This window comes from Bacteroidales bacterium (genome assembly GCA_022647615.1).
GTDB lineage: Bacteria > Bacteroidota > Bacteroidia > Bacteroidales > UBA932 > Egerieousia.
This window is the reverse complement of sequence record JALCKZ010000001.1, coordinates 2,109,669-2,125,488: the sequence shown is the minus strand read 5'-3', so window position 1 is coordinate 2,125,488 and position 15,820 is coordinate 2,109,669. Positions and strand designations below refer to the sequence as shown.

The window sequence follows — 15,820 nt, the reverse complement described above, 5'->3', positions numbered from 1 at the left end:
ATTATACTTTCTTAAACTCTCCCAGATGCAATTTGCGTCTCATATAAAATTTAAAACTATCGGGAACCAAGGCATAAAAGGGGCGATATGCGTAGTCCAGCATTGTTGGAATGCATTCCTTGCGCCCTTTATAAGATGCTGCAAGCGCCCGTCTTACAATCTTTTGCGGACGCGCAATTATTCCAAGATGTACGCCAAGATTCATAAGATTGCTCTTCAAATTGTAAAGCGGAGTTGCTACCGCACCGGGGCAAATTACCGTAACATGTATTCCCGCCTTCTTCATCTCCAGATAAAATGCGCGGCTGAAAGTCCTTATGTATGACTTTGTTGCAGTATACAGAGTTATGCCGCAATAGGGGGTGAAAGTTGAGATGGAGGACATGTTGATAATGTAACCATTGGGCTGTTCTACACCCGCCGTACCTCCTCCGTTTGTTTTCCTTTGCTTCATCTTCTCTCCAAAAAGTCTGCAGAGCATTGTAAGCGTGTGAATATGAAGATTTAATATTGTATCAATTTTTGCCGGAGATACATCTGTAACTTCTTCAAAGAAGAACATTCCGGCGTTATTTACCAGCACTTCTATATCAAAATTGTGCAGCTGGCAATAATCAAACAGCTCCTGCGCGGCATCCGGCAATGCAAGATTTCTGTATAGCGCTATAACACATTGTCCTGTGCCTGTATATTTAACTTCTGTCTCTTTGTACAAAGACTCCGTGCAGTTTGCACAATGCTGCCGCTCAGATATTTGTGCAGCCATATCTATCCCCGCTTTTTCTTGATTGCTGACAAGCAGAATGTTGTATCCAAGGGCTGCAAGCTGTTTGGAATACTCCGCACCCATGCCGCTGCTTCCGCCCGTTACAAGTGCGAAAGGACGCAGAGGTATTTCTGAAAATCTCCTTTGATTATTTATTTTCCAATCTTGCAATTTCATTTTCCAAACTCTTTGGAAGTTTCTCCGTAAGGTGTTTGTGGCAAGCCATTTCCAGAGAATACATCCTTGCTATGCAATAGTTGGAGTGGCCGCAATCGCAGCTCTCCTCTCCCTCTTTCATTTTATTTACAAAGTCAGGCTGTGTCACAAAAGCGCGGGCCATCTGAACAAATTCAAATCCGTCGCCGAGCACCTCTTCTATTTTTTTGCGGCACACAAGACCTCCTACATATATCAGCGGAACATTAGAAATTTCTTTTCTAAAGCGCAGCGCATCCTCCAGAAAATAAGCCTCTTGGAAAGGTACGGGCGGAACAATCATTGGCCCGAAAATCTTTGCAAAAAACTTTATCCACAGCGGATGCATGTAGTAAGTCATGCTCTTCATTGGGAGAGTGCCGCGCATAACATACATTGGTGCTTTACTTACAAATCCTCCCGACAGGACCATTCCTTGTATTCCGATTCTTTTTAATTCTTTTGCAATTTCCAGTCCATCTTCTATGTCATTGCCTCCCTTGAAACCATCTCTCATATTTGTTTTTGCAATGACGGCGCACTTCCCTTCAGATGCTTCAAGCGCCTCATTTATACACATATCCATGAATTTCATTCTGTTGGAAAGGGGACCTCCGTATTGGTCCTTGCGTCGGTTTGTATATTTTGAAAGGAACTGACTTATCAAGTATCCGTGGCCTGCATGGACTTCTACGCAATCAAATCCCGCCTCTCTGGCAAGTTTTACGGCGGTGCCGTAACTCTTTGCCATCTCTATCATCTCATGCTCTTTAAGGCCTCTGTAAAGCGTATAGGCGTACATGTTAAAACCGCTTGATGCTGAGAGAGGAGTACACTTTGTCAAATTTCTGTGGCTCATGTTTCCGCAATGTCCAATCTGTATGGAAGCAGCGGCGCCGGCGGCATGAATGGCATCAGTCATTTTGCGCAGACCCGGAATAATTTCCGGCCTCAGCCAGAGCTGATTTTTGAATGACAGACCGCTTTGAGTAACAGATGCATACGCAACAGTTGTCATCCCGGCTCCACCTTCCGCTACGCTTTTGTGATAATTGAAAAGCATCTCTGAAGGCGAATTGTTTGTTGCCATATTCTCAAAGGCTGCAGAACGTATTGCTCTGTTTCTTAATGTAATAGGCCCCAATTTACCCGGCGTGAAAAGACGTCCGCCATTTGTTTTTGACTCATCAATATCTGCCATATCAAATAACCATATTATATAACCATCTAGTTTGCAGCAGCTTGCGCTGTTACCAAATAAACGGGAAAATCCTTTTTAATTTTTTCTCCTCTACCTGTCCCGGAAAATCAGTGCAGTATTTTTTATAAATCTCTGCGGAGCGGGGGACAAGATTGGCAAATGTCCACCATGCAAATACCGCACCCGCTGCGCTCCATGTCAAAATTGCAAAGCCGGTCCACTCCAATATTTCTCCAAAATAATTTGCGCTGGTTACGTAATTGTAAATGCCTCCGTGAGGAAGATAATGGGCTGTATCACCAGGCTTGCGCAAATTACGTATTATTTTGTCTGACTGCATGTTAATGAACATTCCAAATATAAATATAATTGTTCCTGCAATGAACTGCGGGGAGCAAAGCCATGAGGAAGGATATCTGTCGGGAGCTGAAAAATAGAAGAGCCAGCCACCTTGCATTATTGCATTTAAAAGATTGAAAGTTACCCCCATTGATATGATTGAGACCGGCATTCTGCTCTTGCCCTTTAGAAGCGCTGGAAATATGAAAGAGCGGTGAAAGTAGTGAGTCTCAAATAAAAGGAACATTATCAGAGGTGCAATCATAAAGCGGCGCGGAGAGCAAACCCACAGAATCAGCATTGTAAAAAAAACGGGAGATTCCATTAACACCCAACCTGCTTTGTTGTTGAGAGTTGCGCCCCATTTTTCAGTTGTAAATTTCCCGTATCCGGCCGTAACAAAAAACAGCGCTATAAAGACTATAAGCGCTGTTATGCTCATGGCTATGAGAAATATTTTGTATGCTTCATAGATATTCTGCATTGCCATTTATTTTTTTATAAGCTGCTGTACGGTGTCTTTGTAACTCTCTCCTATATGGATAGTTATACCATCTCCAACATCTGTCTTCTTAAGAACTATCCTCCCTTTTTCAAAGGATTGAATATAATTAAGCCCCACTATAAATGAGCGGTGAACTCGCATGAACTTAAGGTTAGGCAGCTTCTCGTCAACCTCCTTCATTCCCATCAGAGTCAGGATAGGGTACTTCTCCTGTTTTGTATAAATCTTGATATAATCTTTTAACCCCTCTATGTAAACAATGTCTGCAAGGTTGATTTTGATTACTTTGTATTCGCTCTTAACAAACAGAAACTCAGCCTGTTCTTGCGCCGCTGCAGCAGGGGCCAAAAGCGTATTGATAATTTTGTGCGCCTTTTCAGCCGCATCCAGAAATTCTTTGTATGAGATAGGTTTTAGCAAATAGCCAACGGCATTTACTTTATATCCCCTTACCGCATATTGCTCAAAGGCAGTAGTAAAAATAATCAGGGGCAAGGTCAGCTTTTGCGGATCATTGTTTTGCTCTCTAATTATTTTGCTGAGTTCCAGGCCGTTAAGCTCAGGCATTTGAACATCCAGAAAAATCAGGTCAATGTTGCCTTTTTTTATCTCTGCCAGCGCATCAATAGCATTTGTAAAAGCTCCCGACAGTTTTAAGAAATCTGTCTTTTTAATGTAGCTCTTAAGCAGTTCGACTGCAAGAGGCTCATCATCTACAACTGCACACTTTATCTGCGTCATATTTCTGTTAATGAATGATTTGAATTGACTGCACAAATGTAACTAAAAAAGAGGCATTTTGCCATGTCAGCCACATTTAAAATGGCCGGCTAAAATTTGTCCAGCTCAAGAACGGAACGGTACATCTTACCCTTTCCCTCAACGTCAACAACTCCTCTGTCCCATGTATAATGCCCTTTGTAAAGCAAGTCCAGTCTTGTCTGCACTTGTTTTAAACCTACTCCGGAACCGCTCTTATCATTCTCATCTTTAGGATAGTATGAATTTTCTATAAGACATGACAATTTGTGTTTCTTTTCAGAAACTATCTCTGTAATATTGATGAATATGTAACTATCTTCTGTTGGGGAAACTCCATGTTTAAAAGAATTCTCTACAAGAGAAATTAGCAGAAGCGGCGCAATTTTCAAATTGCTGTTAGATTGAATGTCCGCATTGAAAACAACTTTGCAATTGCTTGACAATCTTATCTTCATCAATTCTATGTAATTCTTTAAAAATTCAATTTCACTCTGTATGGGTACAAATTGCTCTTGATTCTCATACAGGACATGGCGCAGCAATTTGCTAAGCTGATGAACCGCTTCCTGTGCCTTATCCTGGTCTATGGAAATAAGTGCATAAATGTTGTTCAGCGTGTTTAGAAGGAAATGCGGATTGAGCTGATTTTTAAGATTATCCAGCTCCGCCTTTGCTTTCTCTTCTTCTGCTTCCTGCAAAGATTTTTCAGTTTTGTCATATCTCTCCGTAAGTTTAATTGTACATGCAAGTCCAATGATAAAAAGCAGGGACATTACGTCTCTAATCCAGAACATTTTTTCCGGCCTTCTTTGATGCCTTCTGCCCGGCTGTCCCTGAGTGCCCCGCATGACTCGCTGACCTTGTTGGTAATCCATAGGGGGCTGCGGACTGAATTCAGGCCTTCCATCGGGAGCTTGTACTCCTTGATTTGCAACTATCTCTGTATTAGGGTTTTTCTGCTGCGGACCTCTTAGGTATTTTTTGTTCCACTTTGCAATTCCAAAACTTATAATGGCAACCAGTACAACGTTCAGCAGAATAAAAGAAATTGTTTTTTTTCTGAACAGAACTTTTGGAATGAGCCAAAGAGTGTTAACATAAAATGCTATAACAAAGGATACCGGTATGCTTGAGTGCTTAAGATATTCTTTCCAGCTAAAAGCTATAGTTGAATTCCTCTCCACAAAGAGCAATGGAAAGGCAAATACTATAAGCCATGCAAGTACCTGGATAAGAATAGATATCCATTTTCTTTTTTTATGTTCCGGAGTTATTGCCGGTTTGTCAGAATTTATCATTACGCAAATATATTTCAAATTTATTCATATCTGATGGCCTCTATAGGGTCAAGATTTGCAGCCTTCTTTGCGGGGTACCAGCCAAAGAAGATACCGGTAATGGTACATACTGCAAAACTAAGGATAACGCTGAGAGGTTGTATAGCTATTGGCCAGTTTGCAAACATCTTGACGGCGAATGAAGAACATACGCCAAGCAGCACTCCAATTACTCCGCCCGTGATGCTTATCATGATAGCTTCAATCAAAAATTGAGTTAGAATGTCAACACCTCTTGCGCCAACGCTCATTCTAAGTCCTATCTCTTTTGTGCGCTCGGTTACGCTTACAAACATAATATTCATAATTCCTATACCGCCTACTACAAGAGAAATACCTGCTACACAGGCCAATAGAATGGTCATTAAATTGGTTGTAGATGTCATCATGGAGCTTAGCTCCTCCTGGCTTCTGACGGTAAAATCATCATCATCATTGCTTTGCAGCTTGTGGTCATCTCTCAAAATATTTTTTACTTCAGAGATAGCTGGGTCCGTAAGGTCCTCTGATACGGCAGATGCAAATATCATCTGAAGGTATGTCACGGAGAGCATCCTCTTCATTACAGTAGTGTAAGGTGACAGAACCACATCATCCTGGTCTTGTCCCATTGAGTTATAACCCTTTGATTTTAAGACTCCAATTACGGTCATTGGAATGTTGCCGAATCTTATAACTTTCCCAATTGGGTCTTCTCCGTTTGTGAACAGATTATCTATGACTGTTTTTCCTATTACGCAAACTTTTGCGCTTGTCTTGATATCGGTATCATCAAACATCTCTCCGTCCTGTACTTCCAATTGCCTGATTGTAAGGTAATCCTGTGCTACTCCGCTCACGGTTGTATGGTAGTTGTTGCCTCCAAAAATTGCCTGGCAGCTGGAGGAGACATTAGGACTAATTGCGGAAAGGTATTCGCTCTCATCCTTAAGATTTTCATAATCAGCAAGTTTAAGAGTCTGCATAGAGGAGGCTTCCTGTCTTACGCCGCCTCTTACGTCTGTGCCGGGCATAATCATAATCATGTTGCTGCCCATCTTAGAGATTTGACTCTGAATGCTCTTTTTGGAACCTTGTCCTATCGCGAGCATCGTAATTACAGAACCAACGCCAATCACAATTCCAAGCATTGTAAGAAACGTACGCAACTTGTTGCTGGCTATGGATTTAAGCGCTATTTTAAATAAATTTCCCCAGTTCATAATTTATCCTCCCCGTTTTATTCATCTTCATTTTTTGGAAGAGCCTCCAGCGCAGCCTTGGCCGACTGAATGTTATTGTTCTCTGTCTCTTCTTTAATCTTTCCGTCCCTGAGCGTAATATTGCGTCCGCTGTACATTGCAATATCGGGATTGTGTGTTACAAATATTATTGTTTTCCCCTCTGCATGAAGCTTTTGGAACAGTACCAAAATTTCATAAGAGGTTCTTGTATCCAAATTTCCAGTTGCCTCGTCGGCCAAAATAACGGCCGGATTATTTACAAGGGCGCGCGCAATTGCAACTCTTTGCATTTGTCCGCCGGACATCTGATTGCTTTTGTGGTACATCCTGTCCGCCAGCCCCACAGCTGTAAGTGCATCAATGGCAGCCTGTTTGCGCTGTGCAGATGAATATGCAGAGTTGTACATCAGCGGCAGTTCCACATTCTCCAGGGCAGTAGTTTTTGCAAGCAGATTGTATGATTGAAATACAAATCCAATCTTCCTGTTTCTCAGCATCGCTCTCTCCGGCTTGCTCATTGTTCTTACGGAGACACCATCCAGATAATACTCTCCGCTGGAAGGTGTGTCCAGGCATCCGAGCGTGTTCAAAAGAGTGGATTTCCCGCTGCCTGACTTTCCCATAATTGTCACAAACTCACCCTCATACACCTTAAAGCTAACTCCTCTTAAAGCATGCACAATCTCATCTCCCACCAGGAAATTTCTCTTGATGTCCTGCAGGTCAATTACAACCTTCTTCTCTCCGGTACTTGCTATATTGTTGCTATCCATGATATTATCTAATTATTATTTTTTTATCCCGACAGTTTTTACCTAGGGCCTGCGCCACTGCCGCCGCCGTTGCTGCCGCTCTTTTTATTGTTCTCTCCCGGATGCTTAGGCATGAAAGGAGAACTTTGGTCACTAGAACTGCCTGAATCTGAATCGCTTAATGAGGCATCTCCGGTAGATGACATGCTCATTTCCAAAACAACTTTTGTCCCTTCCTGTACTCCTCCGGTAATTTCTACGGCCGTCTTGCTCTTTGTTCCAATCTCTACAGGAATAGCTGTAAAGGTCTTATTATTAAGCGTCCAAAGGATTCCTTTTCCCTCTTCGCCTGCAGTAGGATTGCCAAGATATTGTTGAGATTCTTTGCTGATGGAGTATCCTCCCTTCTTTGCATATAGCTGAGGGTCAAACTTTAACGCTTTAGGTTTTATTGTAAGCACATTGTTCTTCTCAGCAGTGTAGATTGTTATGTTTGCAGTCAGACCAGGTTTCAATTTTAAATCCGGATTTGGCGCAGAAACTACAACTTCATAAGTTACTACGTTGTTGGTAGTTGTAGCATTCTGTCTTACTTGCGTAACAGTTCCGCTGAAAGTCTCTCCTACATAAGCATCTACGGTAAATTCAACTCTCTGTCCCTCTTTTACATTGCCTATGTCGGCCTCATCTACGTCTGCAATTACTCTCATCTGAGTAAGGTCTTTTGCAATGTAGAAAAGTGTTGGCGTACTGAAGCTTGCAGCAACAGTCTGGCCCTCCTCAACACTCTTGCTCAATACAACTCCGTCAATAGGGGAGGTAATTGTTGCGTAGGAAAGATTTGTCTTTGCCTTCTCCATGCTTTGCCTGGACATTGCCAAAGTATTCTTTGAACTTTGATAGCTGTCCAAAGCAGATTCATATTCGCTATCTGCTACAAGACCTTTGTCATGCAGCATTTTCTCTCTGTTGTAATTTTTAAGCTGATAAGAATAATCGCTCTGCGCTTTTGCATAACTGCTCTTTTGACTCTCATAATCAGCCATTAGCGTGGTCTTATCCAGCTCCGCAATTACCTGCCCCTTTTTAACAACGCTGTTGTAATCCACATAAAGTTTCTTTACAATACCTGAAACCTGAGTACCAACTTCTACTTTTACAACTGGTTCTATTGTGCCGGTTGCGGTAACGGTATTATTTACATTCCCGCGTTTAACCGTCTCCATTTTAAAAGACATAACGCTTTTAGAACTCTTCTTTCCAAAAATAAGCACGCATGCAACTATCACTGCAACAGCCGCTACGCTCCACCAAATTATTTTTTTCTTGTTGTTCATATTATTATTTTTTTATTCTCTTATCCCGACAGATATTGTGAATTTTAGAATGTTTGCGCAATATCTTGTTTCAATTATTATATGTCAATCTCTTCACCTGTATAAAATTTAAGCACCTGCAGATTATAAAGCGCCATGTATTTTGTCTGTGCAACTTCTTGCTCTGCAGCAAGATAAGTGCTCTTCTCCTGCTCCAGCTCCACAATATTTTTCATTCCAAGATTGAACTGCTCGCACACAAGGTCATAACTTTCTTTTGCGCTCCTGTATGATTCTTTAGCGCTAATATATTGCTGCTGAGTATTTTTAGCGTTTAAGTATAAATTATCTATTGTTTTGTACATATCATTCTCTGTCTGCTCGGCGGCCAGCTTGTAGTAGCTTATATCATTTTTTGCCTTCTCAGTTGCGCTTTTGTAAGTGCGATTGCTGTAGATTGGAATAGAAAGAGTTACGCCAACGGTATTGGTCCAATTTGTCTTAAGCTGCTTGCCGTAATTAGTGCCGGTACCGCTGATATTGTTTGTTCCGCTGCTTGCGTTAAGTGAGATAGTAGGGGTATATTTTGCCTTTGCCAGTTCAAGCTCGCTGTTCTTAATATACAGCTGGCTGATTTCAATTTCAGGCCTCAGGTTCATTGCCTTTGCAAAAACGCCGTTGCGGTCGGGAATGGTTTCAAGTACCTTGCTCTCAGATATTTCCGGAGTTATAATGCTCATCTCCTCTCTCTCCAGCTTAAGTGCGTTCTTAAGATTTACCATATCGCTGTCATAAGTGCTCTGTGCCGTAACCAGCTGATAATTATCTGCATTGTACTGTGCCTCCAGTTTTGCGCAGTCAGCTTTTGACATGTTGCCCGCCTTTAGAAATTCTTTGCCTCTGTCCCACTGGACCTTAGAAGATGCGGCCGCCTCCTGTCTGATTTTTATGTTTTCAATATCATAAAGGACTTGCACATAATATTGAGCAACAGTGACTTTAAGGTCCAGCCTGTTCTTTGTGTATGTTAAATCCTGTATTTGCTGAGTTACAGTTGTTTGCTTTACGTTATCATTAAGATACCCTCCTTTGTACAACGTCCAGTTGGCTGATACTCCGTAACTTCCTGAGTAAGTATTCTTTTCAGAAGCGCCGTTGTTAAAGTAATTTCCGCTGTAATTCTGTCCAACGGAGGCTGATAAGGATGGATATTTTGCAGCCTTTGCCGTCTTAACATCAATGGCCGCATTATCCGCGTCCAGCTTGCTTTGCTGCAGCGCAACATTGTTTTCCAGCGCATAGTCCGTACACTGCTTAAGCGTCCAGACTTTTTGTGGAGATAGCGTATCGGTATTTTTCCTTGCGGAATTTTCCGCGGCCTCAGCATTAGACGCGGCACCTGCCGTGATGCATATTGAGGCAATTACTAAAAATGCCCTAAAAATTTTTCTCATGATATTTTGACTAACCCTCATAAACGGTTTATTTTTCTTCCCGTTGCAGAGGCAAATTTGGTGCAAAATTCAGTGAAATCCCTTGAATATAGACTAATAGGGGGAGAGCATCCACCAATGCGGGATATTTATCTATGAATCTACATACGGGCAAATTTTGTACATTTGATGTGCGTTTTGAGAGGCATTTTTTGCCTCAAAAATGCAACCAAATTATGTTAATTTTTTATCTCTGAAATCCTATGAAAACAACAGCTGTCGGGAGTCAAAAAACAATGCGGGACGTCTATGATTTCTTTAAACATTTGTACCGCAATAACAACAAAGAGTGGTTTACCGCCCACAAGCAAGAGTACCTTGACTGCCAGGCAAAATTTAATGAATTTGCGCAGCAGCTGATTATAGAGATTGGCAAGTTTGACCCTTATATAGATCCCGACAGATTAACTGTCAAAGAGTGTACTTACCGCATTTACAGGGATATGCGCTTTAGCAAGGACAAGACTCCTTACAAGAATCATATTGGACTTTACATCACCAAGGGGGGGAAGAAAGGACCTTATGCGGGATATTATTTTCACATGCAACCTCCGGAGGTGAAAGATTATTTTGAGGGAAGCATGCTTTATATAGGGCTCTATATGCCTGAACCTGAAGTAATAGCAAGCATCAGAGATGAAATATCGGTTAACGGAGGGGAGCTTGTAAAGGCAATAAAGGAGGCAAAACATTTTACCCTTTTTGACGGAGATTCTTATAAAAAGCTACCGCGCGGATTTGAAGATGTTAAGAATCCTGAGTGGCAGAAATTGCTGAAACTCAAAGAGATATCCCTGGGTTATCAAATGAGCGAGAATTTTCTGTTTAAGGATGATAAGCTTGCAAAAAGAGTGGCTGCCCTTTTGAAGGAGACTGCACGCTTTACTGCGTTCATCAACAAGTGCGTAGACTACGCTTTGGAAAAATAAAATGAATAATTGATTGCTTTTTTTTCATATAATCCGTAATTTTGAGAAATTATAAAAGAGCTCTTTCTGAATTATAATGGACGAGGATAAAGAATCTCAAAAATTTATGCGGTCAAATTTGGACCGTTATCTGGAAGTATCTCAAGATTCACAAATTGGATGGTGGGAGGCCGACATGGCCCGCCAGAGATATCTGTTTTCTGATAATATCTCCAAACTTCTTGATTTAAAAGAGAATGCGATAGCGTTTGATAAAGTTGACTACTATATTCCTGAGGATTACCAGGATATAGTGAAGCGGGATTTTTATGAGTACTCGTCAATTAAGCGGAATTTTAATGACCATGTAATTCCTTTTAAATTGGCGCATGGAATTATGTGGGTTAAGACCCATTTTATCTCTTATGTACAGGGCCCCGGGGGAGAGGGAACTTTTGGTTCCATGCAGATAGTGCCTCCGCCGGCAGAGGCAAAATTGAATGATTCCGGAGAGATAAAATCCTCAAAGGCGGCAAGCCGCGGATTGGATATGCTTACTGAGCTTGGTACTATAGGTGTCTCTTTATCAGACTTTATGAGAGGAGGCAAAGAGGAAACCATCGTGACCAATATACTTAAAAGCGTAAGGGACATCTTTAATGCCAGCAATGCTTATATGTTTGAGTTCAGCCCTGATGGTTTGTCTCAGGAATGTGTTTATGAGGTTGTTTCCAAGGATGCGCAATCATCTATTATTAAGCGCAATAAGCGTATTAGTAATGCTCTGGTGCCTTATGTGAGCAGGAAAATTTTGTCCGGGCAGCCTGTGATTGTAAGCTCTCTTTCTACGTTGCCGGAAGAGGCCAAAATTGATATAGATCTAATGCACAGCTATGGGTTAAAATCTTTTATGTCCATTCCATTAATTAACGTCGGTAAAATCTGGGGCTATATGGGTGTGGCCACGGATAAAAATGTGATATGGAGCAAGGAAGACTATAGCTGGCTTGCAACACTCAGCAACACAATTGGATTATGCATAGAACTTCACAGATCCAGGGAGGAGCATCGTAGGGTATTGCAGCAAAAAGAGAGAGAGGAGGAGAGGTTTACTTACATTTATAAGAACATTCCCATTGGAGAGGGACTGTATGATCTTAGCGGTAAGATAGTAGATGCTAATCAGGCATTTATGAAAATATTTGGATTCTCTGGTTTAGGAGATATCTCAAAATATTCCCTTCTGGATGATGCAAATGTATCTGAAGATTTTAAGAAAAAGCTCTTTGGCAAGGGGGATATTTTTGATTTCTCTGCGGAGTACAAATTTGGAACTAATCCCAAGGTTTATTGTTCTACCAGAAAGGGAAAAGCTCTTATCAACTTTAGACTGATGAAGTTGTATGAAGATGGGAAGATGAGCGGCTATTTGCTGATTGCAATTGAGGAGACGGACCATCTTATGGCAATGAACAAACTTAAGGATTTTGAAGATTTGTTCTCCATGATTGCAGACTATGCAAAGGTGGGTTATGCAAAGATGGATTTGCTTAATTATGAGGGGTATGCAATAAAGCAGTGGTATAAGAACATGGGAGAGGATGAGAACACTCCTCTTAAATCTATAATTGGCGTTTACCGGAATATGCATCCGGATGACAGAAGCCGGCTGCTTGCCTTTTTTGATGATGTGAAGAAGGGCAAGGCAAAATCATTTACTGGCGAAATAAGAATAAGACGTGCAGGCACGGATAAGTGGAACTGGATTTATAAGAATCTGATGGTCAACCGTTATGACCCCAAGCACGGCCATATAGATGTTGTTGGCGTCAATTATGATATAACCCGTTTTAAAGAGGCTCAGGCGGAATTGATTGAAGCTCGCGACAGGGCAGAAGCGATGGATAAATTAAAGAGCGCCTTTCTTGCAAACATGAGCCATGAAATCAGAACCCCGCTAAATGCAATTGTGGGTTTTTCAGATTTGATAATGGAGACAGATGATGCAGATGAGAAGGGCCAGTATATGGCTCTGGTTAAGGAGAATAACGAGCTTCTGCTGCAGCTTATAAGTGACATCCTGGATTTATCCAAGATGGAGGCGGGGATGGTTGAACTCTCTTATTCCAACGTTGATATAAACAGTTTGTGCCGCGATATAGAGAGCACGATGAGGCTGAAAATTAAGAATAACGTACTGCTTGTCTTTGAGTCAGAAGGCTCCAAGTGTGTCATAAGTACTGACAAGATAAGGCTTACGCAAGTCATTACAAATTTCATAGGGAACGCTATAAAATTCACTCCTGTCGGGAGTATTAAATTTGGCTATGAGTGGGTTGATAATAAGCACATTAGATTCTATGTTGCTGATACCGGAAGGGGAATAGAGGAGGAGAATCTGTCTAAAGTTTTTGACAGATTTGTAAAGCTTAACAGGTTTGTTCAGGGGACCGGGCTTGGACTTCCAATCTGCCGCACAATTGTTGAGCAGATGGGAGGAAAAATAGGATTGAATTCCAAGTTTGGCGAGGGGTCAACTTTTTGGTTTATTATTCCGGCAACAAATCTCGCACAGTAAAACGGCCGTTTAGCAGACTATCTTATCAAGATGCAAACCGGCTCTAAATTATTTAATTTTAGGGTCTTATCCGTGTTGGTCAGAAATCCGGTCTTCTTGTTTATTCTAAAGATTTGAATCTCTTGGTCTTGCTGGCAGGCAACAAGCATAAAATCTCCGTCAGGAGTTATTGCAAAATTTCTGGGTCCTGAGCCTGTCATCTGGTATCCTATTTTTGAGAGAGTTCCATCTGAATGAATTTGGAAAATTGAGATGCCGTCTCTTACTTTTCTGCAAGATGCATATAGGAATTTTCCGTTAGGGTGAATGTGTATGTCTGCGCTTGCGGCGGCATGCATGCGGTCGGAGAGCGTGTCTTGTATTTGATTAAGTATTAGATTGTTACCCTTCTCGTTAATATTGAATACCAGTATCCTTCCGCTAAGTTCGCACAAAAGATACATATACTGTCCGTCCTTGCTGAACTCAACGTGTCTTGGGCCGTAACCCTTTGGTACGGAGTATGATGCAGTATCACACCAAAGCAATTTCAGACTCTCTTTTTTTAAAGAATCATTCCCGAATCTGAAGAAATAGAGTTTGTCGCATCCAAGGTCCGTAGCCATAACATAGTCATTTCCAGTATCTTTTCCTTTTATAATTCTTACGGTATGAATATGGGATGTTGCCTGTCTGGCTTTGTTTGGGCCGCTGCCTATAAATTTTATTATCTGAGAACACTGTCTGATTCTTCCGTCAGTATCTGTCGGGAATAAAGAAATGCTTCCTCCGCCATAATTTGCGGTAAGAACATAATTCTTGTAAAACGTTATATAGCAAGGGTCTATGCCAATATCTCTTCTGCGGTTTATCTTTGCAGGGGTGAATGAGTTGCTAAAGGCGCTTATCCCGGATTTTGCCGCATTCTCGCTGACCGCATAAAGGAATTTTCCGTCGGGAGTAAGAGTTATGAAAGATGGGTTAGCCTCCTCATAATCTGCAAGTTTAGACATCTCAAGCGTCCTGCAGTTAAAACTGTATTTAACAGCCTTGTCTCCGTAAGCTCCTATGTAGACGGAATATACATGGTTGTTCTCTCTTTTTTTTGCAATGAAGATGATGATTGTTGCTGCTATAAGAGCAAGGATGCATATTGCCGCAAGGGCAATCATTCCTTTTGTTTTCTTTGTCATGATTTTATTCTTTGAGCAGTTATTGGCTTATTTTTAAGTAGTTACAAACTTATTCCTTAAATTTAATTATGGCAGCTTTTAAAGCTTCCCAATATCCCGGAGTTTTAATTGCGCTTCCAAGGTCATAAATACTGATGCCATCAGAACCTGCTCCGCGGACGTAATCAAAGATGGTGCTCAGGTATGGAGCTGACTCTTCATCTGCATAAATGCCGCTGCAAAGATATGCATTTGAGCCGCTCTTTTTCAGCCCTTTAACGCCCTCCTTTGTCTCAGTTATAATCCATTCCGCCTGTTCATTGTAGAATTGGTAATAAATCATTGGAAATACGATATCCAAATGAGTAAATTTTGTCCAGTCCTGTCTTACGAGTTTGCGCGCAACATCAGGAGAGGGAAATACATCTGCGCTTGCAATTTTGTCGTGCTTGTGGATTACATCGGCAAGTGCATTTGCAATTTTTACAACGGCTTTATAACGGAATTCCATCCAATGCTTATCCTCCGTAGGATTCTGAATATCAATAGGGTCTATGCCTCTCTCTTTCTTGTATTGTTCTCTGCAGTATGGACAGTAGCAATGGTCCCACCGGGGATAAACTTTGTCCTGATGCACTTTCCTAAGTTCCCACAGACCGGCCGGAAGAATTGCATCCGGGTATCTGATAAAATCCAAATTTATGCCTGCAACTCCGTCAATCTCTGCAATTTCACTTACTCTAGCTTTAAGGTATTCAAGCACTTGCGGCTGGGATGGGCAAAGCCATCTGTAATGGTCAACTCCATACATATTGTAGTCCAGACAGGACTTTCCTTCAGCGTTTACTTGGTACCAATCTCTGTGGGCAGCCTGCAAATTTTTCTCGCAGCGGTTCATAATCCACATCCAAATGTGCAGTTCTATGCCGTATTTTTTAGCTAGCGCGGCAGCTTTCTTTGTGGCTGCAATTGCCGCATAATCAGTAAAATCCGTAGTGTCAGCCATTCCAACCGGATTGCCTCCGTGTACCTCCATTATCAGTGCGTCAATACCTGCCTCTTTTGCCTTTGCAAACACAGAATCGGCGGCGGCATCACTCATTGGACCAACGGAACCCATCCATGCCCAAACTTTCTTATCTCTGTTAATCTTTATATCTCTGTTAATCTTATTATCAGTTGATTTCATGATTTTATCATTTTTTATTACCTGTCCGGCGCTCAATATATTTACTGAAGCAAGAGCGCAAATAACAATTGCTATTGTATTCCTGATTACTTTTTTCATCTCTTT

The 15,820-nt window shown here is 41.5% G+C and carries 13 protein-coding genes; 2 read left to right on the top strand and 11 right to left on the bottom strand.

Translation table 11 applies throughout. The features are described from left to right. Position 1: 1 nt before the first annotated feature. From LKM37_09170 to LKM37_09130, 9 genes are all read right to left on the bottom strand, one after another. Positions 2 to 943 carry an SDR family NAD(P)-dependent oxidoreductase gene (locus LKM37_09170; GenBank protein ID MCI1721153.1) on the bottom strand — a complete coding sequence of 314 codons (942 nt, stop codon included), beginning with the start codon at positions 941 to 943 and terminating at the stop codon, positions 2 to 4. Beyond that, entirely contained in the window at positions 915 to 2,162 is a 1,248-nt protein-coding gene (locus tag LKM37_09165) for an NADH:flavin oxidoreductase (protein ID MCI1721152.1), read from the bottom strand. The genes LKM37_09170 and LKM37_09165 overlap by 29 nt, the downstream gene beginning before the upstream one ends. 49 nt (positions 2,163 to 2,211) lie before the next feature. Beyond that, on the bottom strand, positions 2,212 to 2,943 hold the full coding sequence (locus LKM37_09160) for a DUF1295 domain-containing protein (protein ID MCI1721151.1): 732 nt from the start codon (positions 2,941 to 2,943) through the stop codon (positions 2,212 to 2,214). 48 nt (positions 2,944 to 2,991) lie between these two features. Further along, positions 2,992 to 3,747: a LytTR family DNA-binding domain-containing protein gene (locus LKM37_09155; GenBank protein ID MCI1721150.1), complete on the bottom strand. Its 756-nt coding sequence runs from the start codon at positions 3,745 to 3,747 to the stop codon at positions 2,992 to 2,994. 89 nt (positions 3,748 to 3,836) lie between these two features. Then, positions 3,837 to 5,066, bottom strand: a complete 1,230-nt coding sequence (locus LKM37_09150) for a sensor histidine kinase (protein ID MCI1721149.1) — start codon at positions 5,064 to 5,066, stop codon at positions 3,837 to 3,839. 20 nt (positions 5,067 to 5,086) lie between these two features. Next, the gene (locus LKM37_09145) at positions 5,087 to 6,307 is read right to left on the bottom strand and encodes an ABC transporter permease (protein MCI1721148.1); all 1,221 of its coding nucleotides are present in this window, start codon (positions 6,305 to 6,307) and stop codon (positions 5,087 to 5,089) included. A gap of 17 nt (positions 6,308 to 6,324) precedes the next feature. Then, positions 6,325 to 7,101, bottom strand: coding sequence for an ABC transporter ATP-binding protein (locus LKM37_09140; GenBank protein MCI1721147.1), 777 nt, complete (start codon positions 7,099 to 7,101; stop codon positions 6,325 to 6,327). A gap of 38 nt (positions 7,102 to 7,139) precedes the next feature. Next, positions 7,140 to 8,417 (bottom strand): efflux RND transporter periplasmic adaptor subunit, encoded by a 1,278-nt coding sequence (locus LKM37_09135; protein MCI1721146.1) that lies wholly within the window; start codon positions 8,415 to 8,417, stop codon positions 7,140 to 7,142. Positions 8,418 to 8,494: 77 nt separating this feature from the next. Further along, the gene (locus tag LKM37_09130; GenBank protein MCI1721145.1) at positions 8,495 to 9,871 is read right to left on the bottom strand and encodes a TolC family protein; all 1,377 of its coding nucleotides are present in this window, start codon (positions 9,869 to 9,871) and stop codon (positions 8,495 to 8,497) included. A 221-nt stretch (positions 9,872 to 10,092) separates the two neighbouring features. On the opposite strand from LKM37_09130, the gene LKM37_09125 reads away from it, so the two are divergent. Together LKM37_09125 and LKM37_09120 are read left to right on the top strand one after the other, a co-directional pair. Next, positions 10,093 to 10,818 (top strand): DUF2461 domain-containing protein, encoded by a 726-nt coding sequence (locus LKM37_09125; GenBank protein MCI1721144.1) that lies wholly within the window; start codon positions 10,093 to 10,095, stop codon positions 10,816 to 10,818. 106 nt (positions 10,819 to 10,924) lie between these two features. After that, entirely contained in the window at positions 10,925 to 13,375 is a 2,451-nt protein-coding gene (locus LKM37_09120) for an ATP-binding protein (GenBank protein ID MCI1721143.1), read from the top strand. A gap of 17 nt (positions 13,376 to 13,392) precedes the next feature. Here LKM37_09120 and LKM37_09115 read toward each other — a convergent pair whose 3' ends face one another. After that, positions 13,393 to 14,547 (bottom strand): lactonase family protein, encoded by a 1,155-nt coding sequence (locus LKM37_09115; protein ID MCI1721142.1) that lies wholly within the window; start codon positions 14,545 to 14,547, stop codon positions 13,393 to 13,395. Positions 14,548 to 14,596: 49 nt separating this feature from the next. Then, positions 14,597 to 15,814, bottom strand: a complete 1,218-nt coding sequence (locus LKM37_09110) for a hypothetical protein (GenBank protein ID MCI1721141.1) — start codon at positions 15,812 to 15,814, stop codon at positions 14,597 to 14,599. Between the last annotated feature and the right edge of the window lie 6 nt (positions 15,815 to 15,820).